The 19,333-nt window shown below is 57.5% G+C and carries 19 protein-coding genes; 7 read left to right on the top strand and 12 right to left on the bottom strand.

Annotation, left to right across the window (positions count from 1 at the left end):
• Positions 1-136: 136 nt before the first annotated feature.
• Positions 137-1,636 (bottom strand): FAD-binding protein, encoded by a 1,500-nt coding sequence (locus tag VEJ16_15920; GenBank protein HYB11150.1) that lies wholly within the window; start codon positions 1,634-1,636, stop codon positions 137-139.
• Positions 1,633-2,403, bottom strand: a complete 771-nt coding sequence (locus VEJ16_15915) for a prolyl oligopeptidase family serine peptidase (protein HYB11149.1) — start codon at positions 2,401-2,403, stop codon at positions 1,633-1,635. Before VEJ16_15915 ends, VEJ16_15920 begins: the two co-directional genes overlap by 4 nt.
• On the opposite strand from VEJ16_15915, the gene VEJ16_15910 reads away from it, so the two are divergent.
• Positions 2,377-2,697 (top strand): hypothetical protein, encoded by a 321-nt coding sequence (locus tag VEJ16_15910; GenBank protein ID HYB11148.1) that lies wholly within the window; start codon positions 2,377-2,379, stop codon positions 2,695-2,697. The two genes, VEJ16_15915 and VEJ16_15910, sit on opposite strands and share 27 nt — an antisense overlap.
• Before the next feature lie 34 nt (positions 2,698-2,731).
• Here the strand turns inward: VEJ16_15910 and VEJ16_15905 are convergent, their stop codons facing one another.
• The 5 genes from VEJ16_15905 to VEJ16_15885 are packed head-to-tail and all read right to left on the bottom strand — an operon-like array spanning position 2,732 to position 8,077.
• Positions 2,732-3,691: an ABC transporter ATP-binding protein gene (locus VEJ16_15905; protein HYB11147.1), complete on the bottom strand. Its 960-nt coding sequence runs from the start codon at positions 3,689-3,691 to the stop codon at positions 2,732-2,734.
• Positions 3,688-4,695 (bottom strand): ABC transporter ATP-binding protein, encoded by a 1,008-nt coding sequence (locus tag VEJ16_15900; GenBank protein HYB11146.1) that lies wholly within the window; start codon positions 4,693-4,695, stop codon positions 3,688-3,690. Before VEJ16_15900 ends, VEJ16_15905 begins: the two co-directional genes overlap by 4 nt.
• A 1-nt stretch (position 4,696) precedes the next feature.
• Complete coding sequence (locus VEJ16_15895) at positions 4,697-5,575, bottom strand: ABC transporter permease (GenBank protein ID HYB11145.1); 879 nt, start codon at positions 5,573-5,575, stop codon at positions 4,697-4,699.
• Positions 5,572-6,513 carry an ABC transporter permease gene (locus VEJ16_15890; protein ID HYB11144.1) on the bottom strand — a complete coding sequence of 314 codons (942 nt, stop codon included), beginning with the start codon at positions 6,511-6,513 and terminating at the stop codon, positions 5,572-5,574. Before VEJ16_15890 ends, VEJ16_15895 begins: the two co-directional genes overlap by 4 nt.
• Before the next feature lie 10 nt (positions 6,514-6,523).
• The gene (locus tag VEJ16_15885; protein ID HYB11143.1) at positions 6,524-8,077 is read right to left on the bottom strand and encodes an ABC transporter substrate-binding protein; all 1,554 of its coding nucleotides are present in this window, start codon (positions 8,075-8,077) and stop codon (positions 6,524-6,526) included.
• 371 nt (positions 8,078-8,448) lie between these two features.
• On the opposite strand from VEJ16_15885, the gene VEJ16_15880 reads away from it, so the two are divergent.
• Both VEJ16_15880 and VEJ16_15875 read left to right on the top strand, forming a co-directional pair.
• Positions 8,449-8,952 (top strand): PadR family transcriptional regulator, encoded by a 504-nt coding sequence (locus VEJ16_15880; protein ID HYB11142.1) that lies wholly within the window; start codon positions 8,449-8,451, stop codon positions 8,950-8,952.
• 29 nt (positions 8,953-8,981) lie between these two features.
• Positions 8,982-9,494 (top strand): VOC family protein, encoded by a 513-nt coding sequence (locus tag VEJ16_15875; GenBank protein ID HYB11141.1) that lies wholly within the window; start codon positions 8,982-8,984, stop codon positions 9,492-9,494.
• Here VEJ16_15875 and VEJ16_15870 read toward each other — a convergent pair.
• The 4 genes from VEJ16_15870 to VEJ16_15855 form a co-directional block, all read right to left on the bottom strand.
• Positions 9,484-9,975, bottom strand: a complete 492-nt coding sequence (locus tag VEJ16_15870) for a hypothetical protein (GenBank protein ID HYB11140.1) — start codon at positions 9,973-9,975, stop codon at positions 9,484-9,486. The two genes, VEJ16_15875 and VEJ16_15870, sit on opposite strands and share 11 nt — an antisense overlap.
• Positions 9,976-10,507: 532 nt before the next feature.
• Positions 10,508-11,635, bottom strand: a complete 1,128-nt coding sequence (locus tag VEJ16_15865) for a mandelate racemase/muconate lactonizing enzyme family protein (protein ID HYB11139.1) — start codon at positions 11,633-11,635, stop codon at positions 10,508-10,510.
• A gap of 39 nt (positions 11,636-11,674) precedes the next feature.
• Positions 11,675-12,835: a mandelate racemase/muconate lactonizing enzyme family protein gene (locus VEJ16_15860; GenBank protein HYB11138.1), complete on the bottom strand. Its 1,161-nt coding sequence runs from the start codon at positions 12,833-12,835 to the stop codon at positions 11,675-11,677.
• A 345-nt stretch (positions 12,836-13,180) separates the two neighbouring features.
• The gene (locus tag VEJ16_15855) at positions 13,181-14,371 is read right to left on the bottom strand and encodes a Xaa-Pro peptidase family protein (protein HYB11137.1); all 1,191 of its coding nucleotides are present in this window, start codon (positions 14,369-14,371) and stop codon (positions 13,181-13,183) included.
• Positions 14,372-14,932: 561 nt separating this feature from the next.
• Here VEJ16_15855 and VEJ16_15850 point away from each other — a divergent pair.
• Genes VEJ16_15850 through VEJ16_15835 form a run of 4 tightly spaced genes read left to right on the top strand, consistent with a single transcriptional unit; the run spans position 14,933 to position 17,253 of the window.
• Positions 14,933-15,970 carry an LLM class flavin-dependent oxidoreductase gene (locus VEJ16_15850; GenBank protein ID HYB11136.1) on the top strand — a complete coding sequence of 346 codons (1,038 nt, stop codon included), beginning with the start codon at positions 14,933-14,935 and terminating at the stop codon, positions 15,968-15,970.
• A complete protein-coding gene (locus VEJ16_15845) occupies positions 15,967-16,470 on the top strand; it encodes a flavin reductase family protein (GenBank protein HYB11135.1) in 504 nt (167 codons plus the stop codon). Before VEJ16_15850 ends, VEJ16_15845 begins: the two co-directional genes overlap by 4 nt.
• Positions 16,471-16,487: 17 nt before the next feature.
• A complete protein-coding gene (locus VEJ16_15840) occupies positions 16,488-16,688 on the top strand; it encodes a tautomerase family protein (GenBank protein HYB11134.1) in 201 nt (66 codons plus the stop codon).
• A 1-nt stretch (position 16,689) separates the two neighbouring features.
• Positions 16,690-17,253 carry an alpha/beta hydrolase gene (locus VEJ16_15835; protein HYB11133.1) on the top strand — a complete coding sequence of 188 codons (564 nt, stop codon included), beginning with the start codon at positions 16,690-16,692 and terminating at the stop codon, positions 17,251-17,253.
• A 301-nt stretch (positions 17,254-17,554) separates the two neighbouring features.
• On the opposite strand, the gene VEJ16_15830 is transcribed toward VEJ16_15835, so the two are convergent.
• Positions 17,555-18,730 carry an SRPBCC family protein gene (locus tag VEJ16_15830; GenBank protein ID HYB11132.1) on the bottom strand — a complete coding sequence of 392 codons (1,176 nt, stop codon included), beginning with the start codon at positions 18,728-18,730 and terminating at the stop codon, positions 17,555-17,557.
• Positions 18,731-19,333: the final 603 nt, after the last annotated feature.

Genomic DNA, 19,333 nt, shown 5'->3' with positions numbered 1-19,333 from the left:
ATTTCCGCAATTCGCTCGAAAACAGAAGTTCACTGCATGCCATTAGTCCCACCCGATTTACCGATAGTTTACCGAGGTCGGGCGAATTAGGCGCGATCACCGGGGTCAAATAGTCGCTAGATTCCAGAACCCATCTTCATTCAACGTTACGCGCGGCACCTCGTCCCGCGATGCGCCCTCCAATGAAGCATTCGGCAAGGTTGCCGCCGGACATATAGAGGTGCCCGAACACACTCCCGCACTCGCCGACAGCGAAGAGGCGCGGGATAGGGCAGCCAAATGCGTCGAGCACGCGTTGCTCTTCGTCATGAACGGGGCCACCCTGTGTATTCGATACGATCGGCCAGACGAGCGCTGCAAAATATGGCGATGTGTTAAGAGGAATCATGCTGTTTGGTGGCCGTCCGAATCGAGCGTCTCGTCCCGCCGCACAACTCGAATTCCATTCCGCGATGGTGGTGCGAAGTTCCAACGGCTCGAGATTGAACACCCGAGCCAGCTCGTCGATGCTCGCGACCTTTGTGAGGATTTTGTCGTCGAGGTCAATGCCGTTGGAACCGCGGTACCGCTCTGCCACCTCGACATCGTGCCAGGTCGGCGCCGCAAGGGGGTATCGTTTGCGGCCTTCAGCGTCGACGATCAGAATCGACGGAACGCGAGGATAATCCTGAATCGTCGGATTGAACGTTTCCATCGGCCTGTGTCCCGTGTCCTGCATATACGGATCATACTCGTTCATGAAGCGCTTGCCGGACCGGTCAACCAGAATCCAGGTCATCGTCACATTGTTACGCAGACCCTTCCCCGGTATCCAATCGGGAAGCCGTTTGAGACGGATGCCAAAGGGGTAGTGGCGGTCGGGATGTCGAAAACCGTAGGAACCATGGAAATGCCACATATGCCATAGTCCGGCCCCGACCTCCTGTGCCATCCGAATGCCATCGCCAGTGTTGCTGCGTACGGCGGCACTCAAAACGGGCTTAATCTGCCAGAACTGGCGCTGCATTTCCGTATCGGCCTCAAATCCGCCGCAAGCCAATACGACACCGCAGCGGGCGAATACGGTCTTGCCGCCCACGACGACTCCTTGTATGCCGCCATGGCCACGCAGAATTCGTTCCGCCGGCGATCTGAGGCGAATCTCTATGCCTTTACGCCGCCGCACACCCTCCAACACCACCTTAAAGAGGCGAGCTCCCTCGGCGGAGCCTCTTACCGACGGAAAGTCGTGTGCCGGGTCGAGGCCTGGAAAATCCTCGATGTAGACAAAGCCAAACGTATCGTAGCCCGGCAGCGGATAGTTCGCGGCGTGATCGCGCACACTGACCGTAGCGCCCGTCGGCGCAGCCAGCTCTCGAATGTATTCGGCGAGACCAGTCATGCCCTCGGCGAGGGTGCGTAACACCTGCTCTGGGGCAGTGCCGCCATTCGTCTTTACGAGATATGTGAATGCTGCCTGGGCATTTTTGGCAATTCGCAACCCGCCGGCGGAGCAAATCGAAATTCCGCCAGGGTCTGGCTGCTTCTCGAGCAACAGGACCGAAGCGCCAGCATCGTGCGCCTCGATCGCGGCAATTCCGCCGGCATAGCCGAAGCCGATAACTATAACGTCGAAGGTCTCGCTTGCGCCGTTCATAAGTAACGCTCCAAAAAATGGTGCACGTCCTTCGACCAAATTGCGGAGCCATTTCTTTCGAAAAGATGACCTTCCTCGTCATTAATACCAAAGCGCGGATAGAGCTTGGATTGCACGATCTTGCCAGCGGCTTTCCGTGCCGCTGCAAGCACCAGGGTTGGCGCGGTGCTATAGTCGTTGGCCGCTTGAATGAAAAAGATTGGCGGATCGGCTTCGCAGGCGGCGTGCATCATTGCTTCGCGTAGCCTCGGTGCGATTTCCCAATTCATCGCCGCTCCGGCGAACTCGATAGCGCAGCGAAAGCGGCGGGACTTGGCCACGGCAAGTAACGTATTTACTCCTCCGAATGAGCTGCCCATGACGCCAATATGATCCGCCCGGATCGCGTCGACGCTCAATAGTGCATCAAGTGCGGCCAAAACATCGTCGCTTTCGCGGTCGAGTCGCGCTGCAAGTTGCGCGTCATATTCCGCCGTACCACGTTCGGCTGTGACCTCACTGCGCCAAGCAGGTCCCGTTGACTCTCCGTAACCGCGGCGATGCGGCAGGAATGATGCAATCCCCCAAGACATTAGAAGTGCTGCACCCCCTGGCCGCGAAACATCGAGAGTACCTTGAGCGATGGCGCTACCATGATTGCAGATCATGCAAGGAAAGGAGCCACGGCCTGGCGGCAGAAACAAATAACCTTTCAATAGGTGTTCTCCGCTGTGGAAACTCATCTCACGGGGCGCCAGCGAATGATCGCGCAGCTCGACCCGATCCACACCGTTCGTGAGATTGTTCGCCTCGAGCTGAAACACGTAGCGTTCGAACCGGTCGATGCAAGTGCCCATCCGCGCTCGTATTGCCTCGAAAGCGGGACTCGCAGCGCGGGCCGCAAGGTCCGCCTCGCGTGCCTCCAGAGTGTCGAATTCGCATTCCCAGGTGACGTCGGGATGATTGGGCTCACTCACCCCGGCGCGCGAATAGATGCGGCCCGCGGAAAGACCGATTTCGACCCGAACGCGGCTTGCCTCGCGCCGAGTCTCCAGCGCTTCACGCTGTTTGCCGGGTTTTGAGAAATAATACGTGCGTTCGATATACATGGTTGAATCATCCCGGAAAGTGACACCGAACCACTGCGTCGAATCGAGCAAGGGCGCGCAACTCAGGTGCTTCGAGGCGGCATCGTGCCTCGGCTCGCTCACAACGCGGATGAAAATGACAGCCGCTTGGCGGGTCGAAGGGGCTCGGCACTTCGCCAGGTAACGTTGGCGGCATATCCTGGTCGAGGAGCGGCTCCGGCACGGCCGCAAGCAGCGCCGCGGTATAAGGATGATGCGGATGGGCGAAAAGCTCGGCTTCGGGAGCGATTTCGACCAGCCTTCCGAGGTACATGACCGCGATTCGATTGCTGACAAAACGGACCGCGCCCAGATTGTGCGAGATGAATAGGAGCGTAAGATTAAACTGTGCCTGGAGATTTCTTAGCAAATTCAAGATCTGTGCCTGCGTGGAGACATCGAGCGACGAAGTGGCCTCATCGCACACGATCAATTTGGGTGGGTCGGCCAACGCCCGCGCAATCGCTACACGTTGGCGCTGGCCGCCGCTGAACGCGTGCGGGAAGCGACTTATGGAGTTGGCCGGCAATCCGACCAGGTCAAGAAGCTCGGTGACGCGCTCGTCGCGCCTTGAGCGCGGCATGCCGATATTGAACAGCGGCTCGGCAATGATGTCGCCGACGCGCATTCGCGGATTGAGAGATGACATCGGATCTTGGAACACAACCTGCATGTGGCGTGGCTGAAACGACAGGGTGCCGCCCGGACGATTCGTGATGTCTTGTCCGAAAAATCGAATGTTACCGCTGCTCGGTTCGATCAGGCGGAGGATCAAGCGCCCAAGCGTCGTCTTGCCGCAGCCGCTTTCGCCGACGACACCGAGCGTCTCTCCGGGATAGACGCTGAAGCTGACACCATCAACAGCGCGTAGTTTACGTGCCGCACCGTGCCGCCCTCTGGTCCAAAAATCTTTCGTGAGATGTTCGACCTCCAGGATCGGCGCAATCACCGCATCGTCTCCAAGCCGACTGCGGTCCCGGCGAGCATATCGGCAGCGCGAAAACAACGCGCACGACGATCTGCCCCGAGGTCTTTTGCCTCCGGCGACATTGAACGGCAAGCCTCGATGGCTATGGGACAACGCGGGTGGAAACGGCAACCGCCAGGCAGATCGGTCGGAGGCGGCAACGAGCCGCGAATGACGGGGAGGTGCGCGCTTCGGCGGCGGATCGTCGGCACTGCGTCAAGCAGAAGGCTGGTATACGGGTGCGCACGGCGATTGAAGAGAGCTCGGACCGGCGCCTCCTCGACGATTTGGCCGGCGTAGACCACAATTACGCGATCCGCCATCCGTGCGATTACGCCCATGTCGTGGGTGATCAGCAGGATGGCTGTTCCGGAATCGCGCCGGATTCGGCGCATTAACTCCAGAATTTGCGCCTGAATCGTGACGTCAAGTGCCGTCGTCGGCTCGTCGGCGATCAGAAGTTTGGGTTCACACGCCATAGCCATGGCGATCATGACCCGCTGGCGCAGCCCGCCCGAGAGCTGGTGTGGATAGGCTTCGGCGCGCTCCACAGGCGACGGAACCCCGACGGCGCGCAGAAGCTCAATAACTCGTCGGTGCGCGGAGGTGCGTGATAAGCCCAGATGGGCGGCAAGGACTTCGCCAATTTGATATCCGACTCGCAGTAGCGGGTTGAGGCTGGTCATCGGTTCCTGAAACACCATGCCGATATGATGGCCGCGAACAGCCCGCATCTCCCGCTCGGCGAGCACCGCGAGATCGCGGCCATCGAACCGGATCTGACCACTCGTGATCACGCCTTCCGCGCCAAGAAGGCGCATGACCGCGAGGGCCATTACTGACTTGCCGGAACCGCTTTCCCCGACAACGCCAACGATCTCGCCTCGATTCACTGCGAAGCTGGCCTTGTTCAACACTTCGATAAGGTGGTGTTCATTGCGGTATGCGACGCACAGATCCCGTAGCTCGAGGAGGGGTTCGCCCATCTCAGCGCGCCTGGAGCTTTGGATCGAGGAGGTCGCGCAACCCATCGCCCAACAGATTAAAGCCGATGATCGTGACGGCCAGGGCGGTGCTGCCGGAAAGCGCGAGGTAAGGATCCGTGCGCAATGCTTCGAGGCCGTCGCGGATCATACTGCCCCAACTCGGCTGCGGTTCCTGCACGCCAAGGCCCAACAAGCTAAGCGTCGCTTCGCTCATGATGATGAAGCCGATCCCGATAGAGGCCCGGACGATGAGTGGGGGGATGATATTTGGTAATATGTGGCGCATCAGAATGCGCCGCAAGGACGTGCCGCAGACGATTGCAGCATCGATGTACAGCTCGTTGCGCTGGACTTTGACGAGCGAGCGGGTGAGCCGGGCAACGCCGGGCCACCACACCAGGGAGAGCGCAACGATGACCGTGAGCGTGCCTGGGCCCAGGACTGCGGCGACGAGAATGGCAAAGACGACGTCGGGAAACGCGAGCACAATCTCAACGAACCGGCTGATTGCCGAATCGACCCAGCCGCCGAGATATCCCGCCAGCATGCCAAGCGTGATGCCGATACCAAGTGTAATCGTCAGCACCGATGCGGAAACCAAGAGCGAGGTCCGCGCGCCGAACAACAGTCGACTCGCAATATCACGCCCCAGCTTGTCGGCACCGAGCCAATGATCGGCGGAAGGTGGCGCCCAAGCGCTTATGAGGTCCGTATTGTCGAAGGAATGGGGTGCGAGAAGAGGAGCAAAGAGCGCAATCAACACCAGCGCTAAAACGATACCACCGCCAGCAAGAGCTTTCCCGTTATGGCGAAAGCGCACCCAAAAATCGCCGTGGACCGTGGTCGAAGTGATCGCCGGCGAGATGGAAGAGTCAGTCATGACCGACCCACTTGTCCGGGATCAAGGCGCGGGTCGATTGTCATGCAGAGTAGATCAACAATCAGGTTGATCAGCGCATAGAACACGGTGAACAGCAGGACAATTGCCATCGCGACCGGATAGTCGCGAGCGAAGATAGACTGAATCGCCAACCGCCCGAGTCCCGGAATGTTGAAGATCGTTTCAACGACAAACGTTGTGCTCAGCAGGCCGCCGAAAATGACCCCCGACTGAGTCAACACCGGGACCAAGGTGTTGCGGAAGGCATGGCGCCAAATCACCACGCGCTCGGCCAGACCCTTGGCGCGCGCGGTCCTCACATAATCCTGCTGCAATACTTCGAGCATGAAGGTACGGGAGAGCCTCGCGATATAGGCGGCGCTGGGAATGGCGAGAATCAGCACGGGCAGCACCGCCCGGTCGAGCGTCCCCCAACCGGCCACGGGCAGCACGCTGAGTTTTACGCTCAAAAAATAAACGAGAAACGTGGCGAGCGCGAAATTGGGGATGGAAATGCCGACAACCAGGAAAAGGATGACCGCCGTATCGGGCCACCGGTTGCGGTTGATGGCGGCCCCAGTTCCCGCCAGAACGCCAATCGGGAACGCAATAGCCAATGCCGCCAGGGCGAGGATGGGGCTCACCTTGAGTCCGTCCGATAGCACGGCGATGACTGGTGTATGAACAAACCGAAAGGATAATCCGAAATCGCCTGTAGCGATGTGAATCACATAGGTCGCGAATTGCCGCCAAAGCGGTTGGTCTAGGCCGTATTCCGCCCGCAGCCGCGCGGCGAGATCAGTGTCCGCGGAATGGTCGCTCAGCATCACCGTGACGGGATCGCCCGGCAATGCCATATTCGCCGCGAAAGTCAGCAGAACCGCGACTGCAACAACGGGTACCAGGCCGAGCAATCGCCGCGCGAGATACCTCGTCATCGTTTGAGCGCTACTTGACCTCGGCATCTTGGAAGACGGAATAGCCAAAAGGCGTCACCGTCGCATTCATCACGTTTGGTTTGCGCAACGCGATGGTGACGGTGGCCGGTAAGGGTGCGGTTGCCCAATCTTCCATCAGAATCTTTTCCGCCCGCTGATAAAGTGCAAAGCGCTTCTGATCGTTGGTCTCGGTCTGTGCCTCCTCGATTACCTTGTCGAAGCTGGCGTTGCCCCAACGGGCCCGGTTGAACGGACTTTTGCTGTACCACATCTCGCCGAGAAAGGTCATGGCGTCGGGGTAGTCGGCCGTCCAACCCCACGGGAAGAACGCAACCTCGCCGGCATTCATCGCTTTTATGAACGTTGCGCGCTCGACGACCTTCGGCGTGACTTGCATCCCCAACACTTTGCCAAACTGATTAGCGTAATAAGTAATCTCGTCTTTGAACGGCTCCGTGCATTGAATTTCCACCGGCGGCAGGCCCTTACCGTCAGGGAATCCGGCCTCGGCGAGCAGGGCCCTGGCTTGCGCGGGGTCGTATTTGAGGGGGGGCATGCCGGGATTATAACCGGGTATGCCGGGCACGGTTTGCCCGTTCAACACAACCGCCGCGCCGTTGTAGAGTCCCTTGACCATCGCGTCCCGATCAATCGACAAGGAAATTGCCTCGCGGACGCGCTGATCCTTGAAGGGCGCATAAAGCTTCTGATTCATCCCCATGTATCGGACCTGCGCCTTCGGGACTTTGATAATCTCCTTCGCGTAGTCGGGATTGCTCAAGGCGCGCCGATAAGCATTTTCAGGAAGGCTGACGAGATCGAGCTCGCCCGCATCGTATTGCGAGAGAGCCGTATCGCCGGTCGGAATGATCAGAAATTGAACGCCGCTTATTTTTGGCGCACCACCCCAGTAGTCGGGATTGGCAACGAGGTCGACCTCGGTGCCTCTCTCCCACTTCTTGAAGATGAATGGACCGGTGCCCGCATCAACCTTGGTCATCCAGTCAGGTCCACGCTCCCCGACAATGCCGCTGTCCATGAAGAAGAACTCGTAAATCGGAAACAACACGTCGGGCCGAGTGAAGCTGACATCAACCGTATAGTCGTCGACGATTATCACGCCGGTGAGCTCGGTCGCCTTGCCGGCCCTCATCTCATCGGCGCCGATGATGTTCGCAAGATACTGCACAGAGAGCCCGCCCTGCGCGCCGGGCCTCAGCAACTGCTCAAAAGTATATTTGACGTCTTTTGCCGTGAAGGGTCGCCCGCTGTGGAATTTCACGCCTTTTCGCAGCTTGAAGCGAAAGCCGTCGCCGGATGCCAATGGTGACCAGGACTCGGCCAGTGCTGGAACAGCTCGTCCATCCGGCGTAATTGCGGTGAAGCCTTCATAAACCTGCTCGAGAATTTGGTACGAATTCAACTCGGAGTAGGTGATCGGATCGATTTGCGACGGATCGGCATTAATGTTGACTCGCAGGGTCTTCGCATCCGCTGGCGACAGCGCGCCCAACGCAATCACGACAGTGAGTACAATAAGTCTGCAGAAGAATCGCCGTGCCATTTCAGTTTCCGCTGAATCAAGGATTTACGCTTGGCCGCCGCCTCTATGATCGTCGTATCTCGCCGACCATTGAGACACGCACCAGCGTAAGCGATTCAAAGATAACGCAAAATTTGAATGTTTCACAGGACGACGCATATTTAGTGAGCTAGGACCCGGTCAATTACACGAACTAGCGAGTGCCGCCCCTTCAACAGGTCTCCAGGTTCCCAAGCAAAAGAAATTAGGACAACGCTCTTGAAATCGAGTGTATTTCGATATATCTTATTTCCGTTATATCGAAACCTGATCGGATTTCTATGGCTCACAGACACTCTCATCACGACCGCGATCGGCGTTTCGCTCGCCGAGAGCATTCCCACCACGACCGGATGTTCGGCCACGATCGCGGCGCCCGTAGCGGACGGTCTGGCCTTGGCCGACTCTTCGCTCATGGCGATCTTCGCCTAGTCATTCTCCACCTGATCGCTGAAAAGCCTCGACACGGCTACGAAATCATCAAGGCTATCGAAGAGCAAGTTGGCGGCGCTTACAGCCCAAGCCCTGGCGTGATCTACCCTACGCTAACGATGCTTGAAGAGCTTGGCCATGTGACAATTAGCTCAGGTGACGGCGTAAAAAGATTGCACACAATAACGGCGGAGGGGACGGCCTATCTTGACGTTTACCGTCCGGTCGTCGACGCGCTTCTCGCACGCATGGAGGAGGCCAACCGCACCCACGGCGGTGGTCTTGCACCGCAGATTCTTCGCGCCATGGCGAATCTCAAGCTCGCGCTGAGGCTGCGCCTTTCACGCGGCCCACTGAGCAAGGAGCAAATCAACGCGGTCGCCAAGGCAATCGACTCCGCCGCAGTCGACGTTGAGCGATCTTGACGACGGCAACACCACAAAAGGAACGCAGCATGACAACAAAATTAGAGCCCAGAATCGAGGCGCAAACGCCGTGCGGCCTCAATCATCTCGTCCTCAACGTCCGCGACATTGAAGAATCCCATCGCTTCTGGACGGAGTTGCTCGGATTCCGCCAGACAGGTGCGTCCCACCGCCTCGCCTCAGACGGAAAGCCTCCGGCGCGCTTCTACAGTGGTGAGCGCGACGGCAAACTGCACCACCATGACATCGCATTGGTCGAGGCTTCGGTGCCGGCTGCCGGATCCTCAGCGCAACCGCAGGCGCTCAATCATGTCGCCATCGAATATCCGGACAAAGAGACGTGGGAGAAGCAAATCGATTTCCTTATCGCGCGCGGCGTCGCCCTTCATAGACGGGTGGAGCGCGGCGTCACCCACAGTATCCATCTTACCGATCCCAACGGTAATGAAATCGAACTCGTCTGTGAGTTGCCGCGCGCGCTTTGGGAAAACGATATCGACGCGGGGTTGAACCGCTATGTCGAACAGCCAATCAGCGAATAAATCTAAACGGGCACCCAGGTCGTAAATTGAGCAATCGACGATTACGGCTCCTTAGCGTTTCCGCAGTTGCTGCCCGGCTCTCGGCATTCGAAGCACGCCTACCAATACGGCTGGTCTGGACCTGGTCGTCGACGATCGTCGCACGAGCCTCCTGGATGAGGCGCTCGACGTGCTTCTCCTGGCCATTAGACTGCCGGCTACCATTAGAAACTGAGCGGCAAAGCCGGATTTCATAGCGTCCGCTGAAGCGGTCACCATATCCAAATGGCGCGCGGCAATTCTCAAAATCGTCATAGTATTGCATCGGCGTTACGCCATACTGGCTGAACGCGGCGTAATTAAGTCGCGGCTGCAGCTCGCGAAAGACCGGTGTCAGCACCAATCCGGCCAAGGTGCGAATCTTTAAATCTCGGGTGCGGTCCAAATCACCGATTTCGGTCGTTGTGCCGACTTCCTGCTCAAAATATTCGAGTATCTCCATCCCCATGCCTCACGAATAAGCAAAGTGCAATCACTACCGATTTTTTGGAGCATGCCCGAGCCGCTTACACGATATGCGAGCACGGTGAGCTCGAACTCGCCTCTACGCTCGTCGCCAAATAAGCAACGCGCGGCGTGAAGGTGAACGGAATCGCCCCCGGTTTCTTCATGACCATACTCAATCGCGATAAGATACGCCCGAAGCGGACGCAAATGCGCGCCGCGCCGCGCGCTCGTCGGCCGCTTTGGTGAACTTGACGCGCTGATTGGCATTGCGACTTTTCCCGCGTCGCCTCCCGCGACATTTGTAACCGGGGCGGCTATTCACGTCGATGGCGGCTCCAGTGCGGCAGGTCTCTGATATCTATGGACTTACGTCGCTACGCACCCCGACGCGCGGGGCACTGACTGATTCGATACCGTGACTGGCTCGCACCGAGTGATTCGATTTCGACGTATGATGCACCCCCGCGACAAAAATGAATCATTTACTGTTCATTTGCCGCAGGTATGACTTTTGTATAATAGCAAGGCTAGTGCTGCTTTCTGAATGCTTCTGCTGCGCGATTAACTGCATCCCCATTCAGTTCGAATCCAAGCCCGGGCATGGTTGATATCGGCAGCGCACCCTTGAGAGGCGTTAAGCCGGGACTTTCGACAATGTCCTCCTGCAACAGCTGCCACATGATCTGATTTCCGTCGTCAAGATTGTTGAGTGTGGCGGCCACCTGATTGGACGCACAAGTCGTAATGCCGGTTTCAAATACGCCGTGCACACAGATTCTGACACCTGCGGCCTCAGCGATGGCAGCGGCCTTTCGGAACCGGACCACCCCACACGCTTCGTGCAATCCGAGCACGATCACGTCGGCGGAACGGTTCCGGCAGATGTCATAGACCTCCTCCGGCGTGTAAACGCTCTGATCTGCCGCGATGGGAATGTCGGTCACAGCTCTGAGACGAGCCAGGACTTCAGCGCCGCCTGATCCCGGCACAGGTTGCTCAATAAAGTCCGGGTCGTACGGCTTTAACTTCCTGAACATTCGACGAGCTTCCATGACATCCCACACTTCATTCGCGTCCAAGCGTAACCGCGCACCGCCAATTGCATTTCGAACCGCCTGGACAATTTCTAGATCGAGGGCCTCGCCGCGACCGACCTTGACGTATATTACCTGGAATCCTTGCCTCACTAAGGCTTCGGCATGGCTGGCTATCTCTTGTGCCTTGTCACCCTGCACGAAGCCGAAATAGCGAATCTCATCTCGAACTGCACCTCCCAAAATCCTGTGGATTGGTTGGCCAGCAGCTTTGCCGATAGCATCCCAGAGGGCAAGCTCGATCCCGGCCATGGCCTGGGAGAAATATCGTGGCGCGCTGCCGGTCCCGCGCGCGTTAAACGCGAAGCGATAGTAGTCAGCTATTGTACGGTTGCCGTCGTAGACAGATTTGCCAATGAACGAGGGGACAGCATCTCGGAGTATGGCGTGTACCGGCTCGATCGTCGGACTCGCGACTGATTCGGCTATTCCGGTGATTCCCTCGTCGGTATTAATCTCGATTAGAATGACGGGAGCTGCATGGGTCACCCCCTGAGCCCAGTAATAGGGCTGCTTGAATTTGCAGAGTAGGGGTGTCGTGTGGATTTCGGTGATCATCATGACACTGGCCCAGCTATCCGAGGTTAGTGTGCTATTGGGCTATTCTTTCGCGGCCTTCGTCTTGTCAATGTAGGTCGGAAATTCGCCATATTTTCGGTAGGCGGCGTCGTATTTCCGGAGCTTCGCTTCATCGACTTCGACACCGAGTCCCGGCTCATCGATGCGACCCCAACGCGGTCCATCTGAGATGGGCAACCGCTGCGCCAATATATCGTCTTCCATCAACTGCGCAGTCTGTTGATGTCCGACGCACGCATTAGGGGCGGCGATCATCAAATGATGGAAGGCGGCGGCTGCGAGTCCGAACTCACCATGGGTGTGCTTGCAAATCTGCCATCCCTCCAGATGGCCAACATGAGCAAGGGTGTGAAAATGGCCGAAAGATCCGACCCAGTAGGGGCTGAAGCAGAGATAGTCGCCACAACGACTTTTGATTACGCGGTAGGCGTCAGCACCACGCCACAAGCCCTCGTTGACGCAGAGCGGCACGTCGATCTGCCGGCGCAAGTCCAGCATATTCTCGACTGGGTCAATGCGCACTGGCGCCTCGGCGAAGTCGAGGTCAAAGCGCAAATGCCAGCGCTTGAGTATCCGTACCGCCCGGGGCAAGCTCCAGGCCTGGTTCGCGTCAATCCGGATGAGACCGTCAGGACCGATTACATGGCGCAGAGCCTCCAACATGGCCTCCTCGCGCTTCTCGTCGACCCCGACTTTAATGTAGTAGACGCGATAGCCCCGCTCGACTCCATCAGCCGCTTGGCGCGCAATCTCTTCCGGCGATCCCCATTCCATGTAATAGAAGTAATCAATCTCCTCGCGCAACGCGCCACCGAAGAGCCGGTAAAGCGGCTGGCCGCACTGCTTGCCGCAGAGATCCCAGAGAGCCATATCGATCCCGGCGAAGGCGAAATTACCAGTCATCGGCTGAAGCGCCCAAAGTGCGTGGAGTGCCAAGTCTCGGTGGATCGCTTCTTTGTCCCATGGGTCTCGCCCGATCACGAGCGGCGCCATGGCCTTAACTGCACTCTCAATTCCAGCCACATCGGCCGCCCGCGTGCACTCCCCCCAGCCGACTATCCCGTTGTCGCCGGTGATCTTTACGACCACGTCGGTGATGCCGCCCCGATTAATCACCGAGCTGGCCTCGACGCGCTTGTAGGGGATGCGGCAAACGAAGGTTTCCAGTTTGATAATTTTCATGGGCGTCATTCGGGTTGGTTTTTTTACACCCCCTTAAAGCTCTGTTCGTAGCATTGGGTATTCGCCAAGACAAGGAGCCTTGAGGTTGACGCCATGGACGAGTCCTGTGAGTAAACGAGAAGGGCAGGCGTGAAAAACAAGCTCCGCTTCTCAAACGAGCGGGACAAATGTTCGCCACTCTTGCATAAGGATCATTCACCGATCTGCGCGTCGAGTACGGCGATCAGGACCATGCCCGACTTGCGGGCGTTCGCCCGGATCAATCGTCGCATAAAAGGCAGACTCAATCCTTATTGAAACTAACACTCAGGGTGGACCAATTTGTGGGGAGCAGGTCACACTTCTCTATAGCACTGGCAGCTCGGGCTCGGGAGCGACTGTCAGGAACTCAAAACCGTCGTGCGTGACGTGGACCGAATCCTCGATCTCAATTCCCCACTTGCCACCTATGTATACCGCCGGTTCAATGCTGAGACACATTCCCACTTCGATCACGGTGTCATCACCTTCCTTCAGATCGGGGGCCTCGGCATACAACATTCCCACGCCGCGCCCAAGACGGTGCTCTATGAATTGTCCATATCCCGCTTTCTCGATTCTCTCGCGCACGAGCCGATCCAAGTGGCTCGCCTTGACGCCGGGCCGCAATTCGGCAAATGCGGCTTGCTGTGCTTGGAAAAGCAGATCGTAAACTTTGACCATCTCCTCGGTTGCATGGCCGAGTGCGAAATTTCGCGCAAAGCCCACACGGTATCCCTTGAACTGATTGGTCAGGCAGAAGCACATGGCAACCATGTCGCCGCGCTTCATGCGGTTCAACGAGCCGCGGCCATGGGAGATCGAGGATCGGGGTCCAGACTGGATGAGCTGCACGCCATCAACGATCGGCGAGTGATGAAGATCGCTCTCCAGGTTCATCATCTCCGCCGCCGTTTCCGTCGCGGCCTGTCGGGCGGCCTGCCCGACCTCAAACTCACGCATGCCAGGTTTTGCCACCTCCAGCGCAGCACGCCAACCCGCTACGGCCACTTTGCCGGCCTTCTTTAGCATGTCAACTTCGTACGGTGATTTGACCATCCGGCACTTGGTCAGCGTCGGAGAAGCATCACCGAATCGTACGGCCGGCAGAGCTGCAGAAATGCGATCCATTTCGCCAAGTGGGAGGGAATGGCGCTCCACACCAACTGCCGCCTTTTCCAATCTTTTCTCGTGGATCACCTCTGTCAGTAGCTCGATCGGATTTTGATGCCGGCCCCTTTCTGGAAACTCGGTGTAATACCGTATGTCCTCGATCCAACTTACCTTACAGGCATACTCGTATTCATTCTTGGAGACGATGAACGTGCATTCGCCATCGAGCGGGATCAACACCGCTTCCATGCGAATTGGGACGTACTCCCAGAATGCGGAAACATAAGCAACGTTGAGAGGATCGGTGACGAAAATGGCGTCAAGTTTCCGCTCCTTGAAATGGGCGCGGATACGCTCGACTCTCGATCGGTACTCCTGTTCCTTGCTCGTCGTTGAGTTTTGCATCGGTGAACCTTGCCTATTTAATTGACGAAAGGACTCGTCGAAGCATGGAAATCAAATTCAGATTACGGCACTTGCGACGATCGTAGGCCGGTCCATCTGGCCAATCAAGGCGTCGAGTAAACGCCACCGCGGATGAAACACCGAACGAAGGTTTTCTTCGTTTTGTATCTAAATGCAGTGCCGCGGGTTGCCTCCTCGATCACGATAACTCAGCGGTCTGTCAGTTACGTCATCCCTGCGGCACCTTCGTCTCGTGGCGTCTTTCGGGAATGCTCGAGTCGCTTTTGGGCGTCTGTTTTTGGAGGAACAGCGGACGACGCAAAATATGGTCATGACTTCCGCTTATGGCGCATTTCGGACGTATGGACCAAACGCGCCGTGACGAGTTCAAAACGAAGGACCGCAAAGGCTTCCGGTCTCGCCAACATCCAAATGAGCGCGGAATTCGTTGACGTCCACGAGGTAAATTCGAGAATTTCGAAGATTATGACAAAAATAATTTGTTTTCCAAAAGTACGGGCCTCTGGCAATGTCCTGGCACCCATTTCGGGAGCGCAGTTCATGGACTTCATCCACTTTCTTTCCAGCCACATGTTGGATCCGAGGACGGGCGGCAAGCGACTGTATAGGAATGTCATCCAGCAGGCGCTGCATGCGGAGAAGCTGGGCTTTCGCGGTGTGGGCATTCCGGAACACCATCTCGTTAACCTGTTGCTGATTCCCGCACCCCTGCAAATGGCGGTAAAAATTGCGGCGCACACGAGCCGCATAAAACTCGTGACTTCCGTGTGCCAGCTACCACTCCACGACATGCGCGTCTTCGCAGGCGAGGTGGCTCTGGCGCAGGTCCTGTGCGAAGGTCGCCTGATGCTGGGCGTGGGCAAAGGCGCCTTCGCCTTCGAGACAGAACGAATGGGCGTTCCCTTCGGCCAGACCAAGCCGCAGTTCGAAGAAGACCTCAAGTTGCTTGAGGTGTTGCTCACTCGGGAGGACGTTACCTGGAACAGCCCACGTTACTCCTTTGAGGCGCTTACGATCATGCCGCGGCCGGAAGATCCGATCCCGCTGATGGTGGCGGTGATGAACCCCGCCGGCATCGAGGCTGCAGCGATGGCCGGCTATCACGTGCAGACAACACCGCTCGGCGGTAGCCACCAGCAGCTTATGGACCAGGTCAACGCCTTCCAGCGCGGCAAGGCGGCGGCGGACCGCCTACTCGACACGCGACTTAGCCTGCAGCGCGGTGTGTTCCTTGTGCACAATGACAAGGAGCGCCAGCATATCGCTGAGTGCGCCTATACCTACTACAAGAGCTTCGACAACGTGTTCGGCGGGCCCGGCATCGTCGACCAGGGCATCGTCAGTCCGCTACCCCGCAACCAGACGCTCGAAGAGCTTGCGTCCAATCTACTCATCTGCGAGCGCGACGAAATGATCGACCGGCTCTCGGTTTACGCGGAACTCGGCATCGACGACGTGATTACAACTTCCAACTTCGGGCAGGACGAGGCCATGACCCTCGACATGATGAGTCAATTCGCCGAAGACGTGATGCCATACTTCCGCAAGGCTTCAGCGGCGAAGGTCATCGCCGCATGACCGCAGATCGCATATCGTTCATCGCGGCGATGCGGCGCGTCGCCAACAGTGTCACCGTCGTCACCACCGATGGCCCCCTCGGACGTCATGGTGCCACGGTGAGCGCCTTCTCGTCAGTCTCCGCCGACCCGCCGGCCGTGCTGGTCTGCCTTCGGGCGGCGAGCCGGATCGCGAGCCTCGTGACAGGCAACGGCCAATTCTGCATCAACGTACTCGACCAAGATGACCACGCCGTGGCAGAGATCTTCGCTGGGCGATCCGTGGTGGCCGAAGCCGATCGGTTCGCAGGAATCCCGCTTGCTGCGGGAGGCCATCCACACGGACCGGTCCTCGCGACCTCCGTTTGCGCCTTTTCGTGCCGTCTTGCCAACATCGCTGCTTTCGGATCGCATCTAGTGGTAGTCGGCGGCGTCGAGGCAGTTTGCAGCCGTGAGGCCATGCCGCTCGCGTATGTGAACGGCGCCTATGCCGAGGTGATCACAAGGCAGTTCTTAAACTGAAACCCGGGAGGAACATCGTGCCCACTATTCGAGTCGAAATGCTCAAGGGCCGTACGCCTGATCAGAAGAAAAAGATCGCAAAGGAGCTCGTCGACGGCTTCATCCGCGGCGCCGGCGGCGGCAGGCCGGAGGCCTTTCATGTCCTCTTCACCGAGGTCGACAAGGACGACTGGGTCGTCGGCTACGAGACGATGCGCGAAAAATATCCGGACAAGTGAGATGGCAAGGGCGGTTCATTCCGCTTACTCGGTCGAGGGTGAAGGCCCCGCGCTGTTCCTCATCCATGGCATCGGCGCCTCTCGGGCATCCTTCGCCGGGCTTGTGCCGCACCTCAAGAAAGAATTCCGCTGCATCAGCTACGACCTGCGCGGCCATGGCCTGTCGCCCAAACCTCAGCCACCCTACACGCTCCAAGACCTGGTCGAGGACCTGGAGGCGCTGCGGGCCGAGCTTGGCATCGAGAAGGCGCATTTCGCGGGTCACTCGCTAGGCGGCATGGTCGGTCCGGCCTATGCGCGCAACTACACCCAGCATCTGATAAGCCTCGGGCTCTATTCCACTGCCGCCTTCCGTACGGACGACGACAGCGCCAAGGTCAAGGGTGTCGTTGCGGCGATTGCTGGGCTCGCAGGGCGAATGGCTACTCAACAACATCAATGCCAGCCGGATGGTCCGTCAATTCGCGGGGCCCAAAATCTGCGCAAACGGATTTCGGCGCGTGGATTTGGCTTGAGCCGAAAACAAGTGCACCTGCTCGCAGGTAGCCAGGTCGCACACTCATAAATAGGCCCCACTTACACGGGCGATTCAATGTCCGCTTTGCGCCAGAAGCGGTGAATCGAGCACCCCGTGGATGAAAGACGAATGATCAGAGATGCCTAGTATGGTGGATTTGAAGTTCCTGTCATTTTGGTGGCATCCGCGTTTAGGAACTTCAAATCAGAATACCACACGCTAGACAACCTCATGTGAGCGCGCTGAGTCTGATCGTTCGTTCTCATTAACGTCATGGCCGGACGATTGGAGAAGTCCGGAATTATTCGTCGGGCGCAACGCATGACTGTGCTTTGAATCCGAAATTCGCTCAGGGTCCCGCAGCATTCGCGGCCCTTCGTCCTTCGAGAATCGTAGCGACCACACGCTTCTCGAAATGATGTACGCAAGCCTCCAGCTCGGGAGCGAACACATCACCGCTCCATGCGGCGCCATGTCTGCCTTGTTGCATGCGTTCGACAACGTCAACGTCTTCGACGTTTACCTCAAACCATCGATCGAGGATTCCATTTCGAACTTCCGACAATTCGTCGGTCATGGCCGCTTCAGTAAAAAAGAGGTAATAGCGTTCGCGGGTCAGTTCAGGGCCAATCGGCTCGCAAGTTATTGCGAAGAGTTCAGTCGCTTGCGCACCGAGCATTAGACTCGGGAACAGCACGGGATACTCGCCATGTCCGTGCAAGTGAGGCGGATAGTTTGGAATCTCCGGTACTGATTTGCCATCGATCGACGTATTCGGCGCGAACTTTTTTGTAGCCTGACCGAATGCATTCGGACTGATGAAGATATTGTAATGATCCTTCATTGGCGAATAGCTGTTTAGGCCCGGATGTATTGCGGGCAGATGATAGCTCTCCAAAAAGTTTTCGATCACGAGCTTCCAATTCGCCTTAAACTCAAACGATCTGATGCCACCAAGTCGCAAGCAGCCATAGTCAATGGGCCAGCGGGCCGCAAGAGGTGCTACGTATTCCGCGAGGCTAGGCCCGTCGCTGCACAAGTTCACAAAGATAAGTCGATGCCAGGTTTCGCAGCGAATCGGCTTGAGGCCATGTTTCGAAACATCGAGGTCCGCGTGCGAGTGAACGCCATGGCCACCGATATTCGGTGTTGCCTTGACAGTTCCGTCTAGCCAATAGACCCAAGAGTGGTATGGACAACGAAGCCACGATTGCCCATGACACGGCTCGTCAACAAGCAGCGTTCCTCGATGGCTGCAGGTATTGTGGAAGGCGCGAATCTTGCCATCACGATCGCTCACAATCAAAATCGGACGACCAGCCACCAGTACTGGCACGGCAGTGCCGGGCTCCGACAATTCATCGATGGTCGCCACAAAGATCCAGCTACGGGCAAAGAGATATTTTTGCTCGTAGGCAAAAAATACATCGCTTGTATAAAGTTCGGGTGGAAGTCCAGTGGCTTGGCCGGCCGGCCGATTCAAACCGCTTACAACGTGTTGATCCAGGTAGTCCTTGAATGACATTCATGATCTCCATTCAAATACAGATAGGACGGTTTCAGGTTGCCAATAATGGGATCGTTAGAGAGGCGAAAATTCAATCTCTGCCACATCCGCCTCTTTCCTCGGCATCCGAATGAGAGGTTGGCTCCACGAACTGTCCCCGGATACGCAATCACGTTGAATGCTAATTTGTTGGCGGTCTTTGGTCACGGCCAATCTGACCACGCCGATCCTGTGCGCGCCCGCTCCCTTGTGCAAGCGACGACGAAGGGTTCGTTCACGGCGTGGCCCACGACCATATCGCCGACCCTGAACGATACGGAAGAAAGGCACTGCTCATTTTAATTCCGCCCTCGGTCGTGCCAAACGTTTGTATAGTGATGATTGCTAACGCCAAGACTGAGTAGGCGGCCCAGCTCGTTCAAATTATGCAATTCGGACGAGAGAAGGCGTGCGAGCCGGACGCAATACGCGCGCGGCAACCTTCGACGCGCTGCGTCTCGTGAAGGATCTATAGGAGAGAAAACATGGGAATGAACGAGGAAGCAGCCAGCATCATCTCCGGCATCCGTGCGCCCGTCGAGGGATCGATGCGCCTTTCCGCCACGGGCATCGAGTGGCAGC

This window comes from Alphaproteobacteria bacterium, from assembly GCA_035625915.1.
GTDB lineage: Bacteria > Pseudomonadota > Alphaproteobacteria > JACZXZ01 > JACZXZ01 > DATDHA01.
The sequence above is the reverse complement of the archived record's forward strand: the minus strand, read 5'-3'. Positions and strand labels throughout refer to the sequence as shown.

Coding starts and splice junctions, on each gene's coding strand:
- VEJ16_15920 (HYB11150.1), bottom strand. CDS start 1,636: ATGAACGGCGCAAGCGAGACCTTCGACGTTATAGTTATCGGCTTCGGC.
- VEJ16_15910 (HYB11148.1), top strand. CDS start 2,377: ATGATCGCGCAGCTCGACCCGATCCACACCGTTCGTGAGATTGTTCGC.
- VEJ16_15900 (HYB11146.1), bottom strand. CDS start 4,695: ATGGGCGAACCCCTCCTCGAGCTACGGGATCTGTGCGTCGCATACCGC.
- VEJ16_15895 (HYB11145.1), bottom strand. CDS start 5,575: ATGACTGACTCTTCCATCTCGCCGGCGATCACTTCGACCACGGTCCAC.
- VEJ16_15890 (HYB11144.1), bottom strand. CDS start 6,513: ATGACGAGGTATCTCGCGCGGCGATTGCTCGGCCTGGTACCCGTTGTT.
- VEJ16_15885 (HYB11143.1), bottom strand. CDS start 8,077: ATGGCACGGCGATTCTTCTGCAGACTTATTGTACTCACTGTCGTGATT.
- VEJ16_15880 (HYB11142.1), top strand. CDS start 8,449: ATGTTCGGCCACGATCGCGGCGCCCGTAGCGGACGGTCTGGCCTTGGC.
- VEJ16_15875 (HYB11141.1), top strand. CDS start 8,982: ATGACAACAAAATTAGAGCCCAGAATCGAGGCGCAAACGCCGTGCGGC.
- VEJ16_15870 (HYB11140.1), bottom strand. CDS start 9,975: ATGGAGATACTCGAATATTTTGAGCAGGAAGTCGGCACAACGACCGAA.
- VEJ16_15865 (HYB11139.1), bottom strand. CDS start 11,635: ATGATGATCACCGAAATCCACACGACACCCCTACTCTGCAAATTCAAG.
- VEJ16_15860 (HYB11138.1), bottom strand. CDS start 12,835: ATGAAAATTATCAAACTGGAAACCTTCGTTTGCCGCATCCCCTACAAG.
- VEJ16_15855 (HYB11137.1), bottom strand. CDS start 14,371: ATGCAAAACTCAACGACGAGCAAGGAACAGGAGTACCGATCGAGAGTC.
- VEJ16_15850 (HYB11136.1), top strand. CDS start 14,933: ATGGACTTCATCCACTTTCTTTCCAGCCACATGTTGGATCCGAGGACG.
- VEJ16_15845 (HYB11135.1), top strand. CDS start 15,967: ATGACCGCAGATCGCATATCGTTCATCGCGGCGATGCGGCGCGTCGCC.
- VEJ16_15835 (HYB11133.1), top strand. CDS start 16,690: ATGGCAAGGGCGGTTCATTCCGCTTACTCGGTCGAGGGTGAAGGCCCC.
- VEJ16_15830 (HYB11132.1), bottom strand. CDS start 18,730: ATGTCATTCAAGGACTACCTGGATCAACACGTTGTAAGCGGTTTGAAT.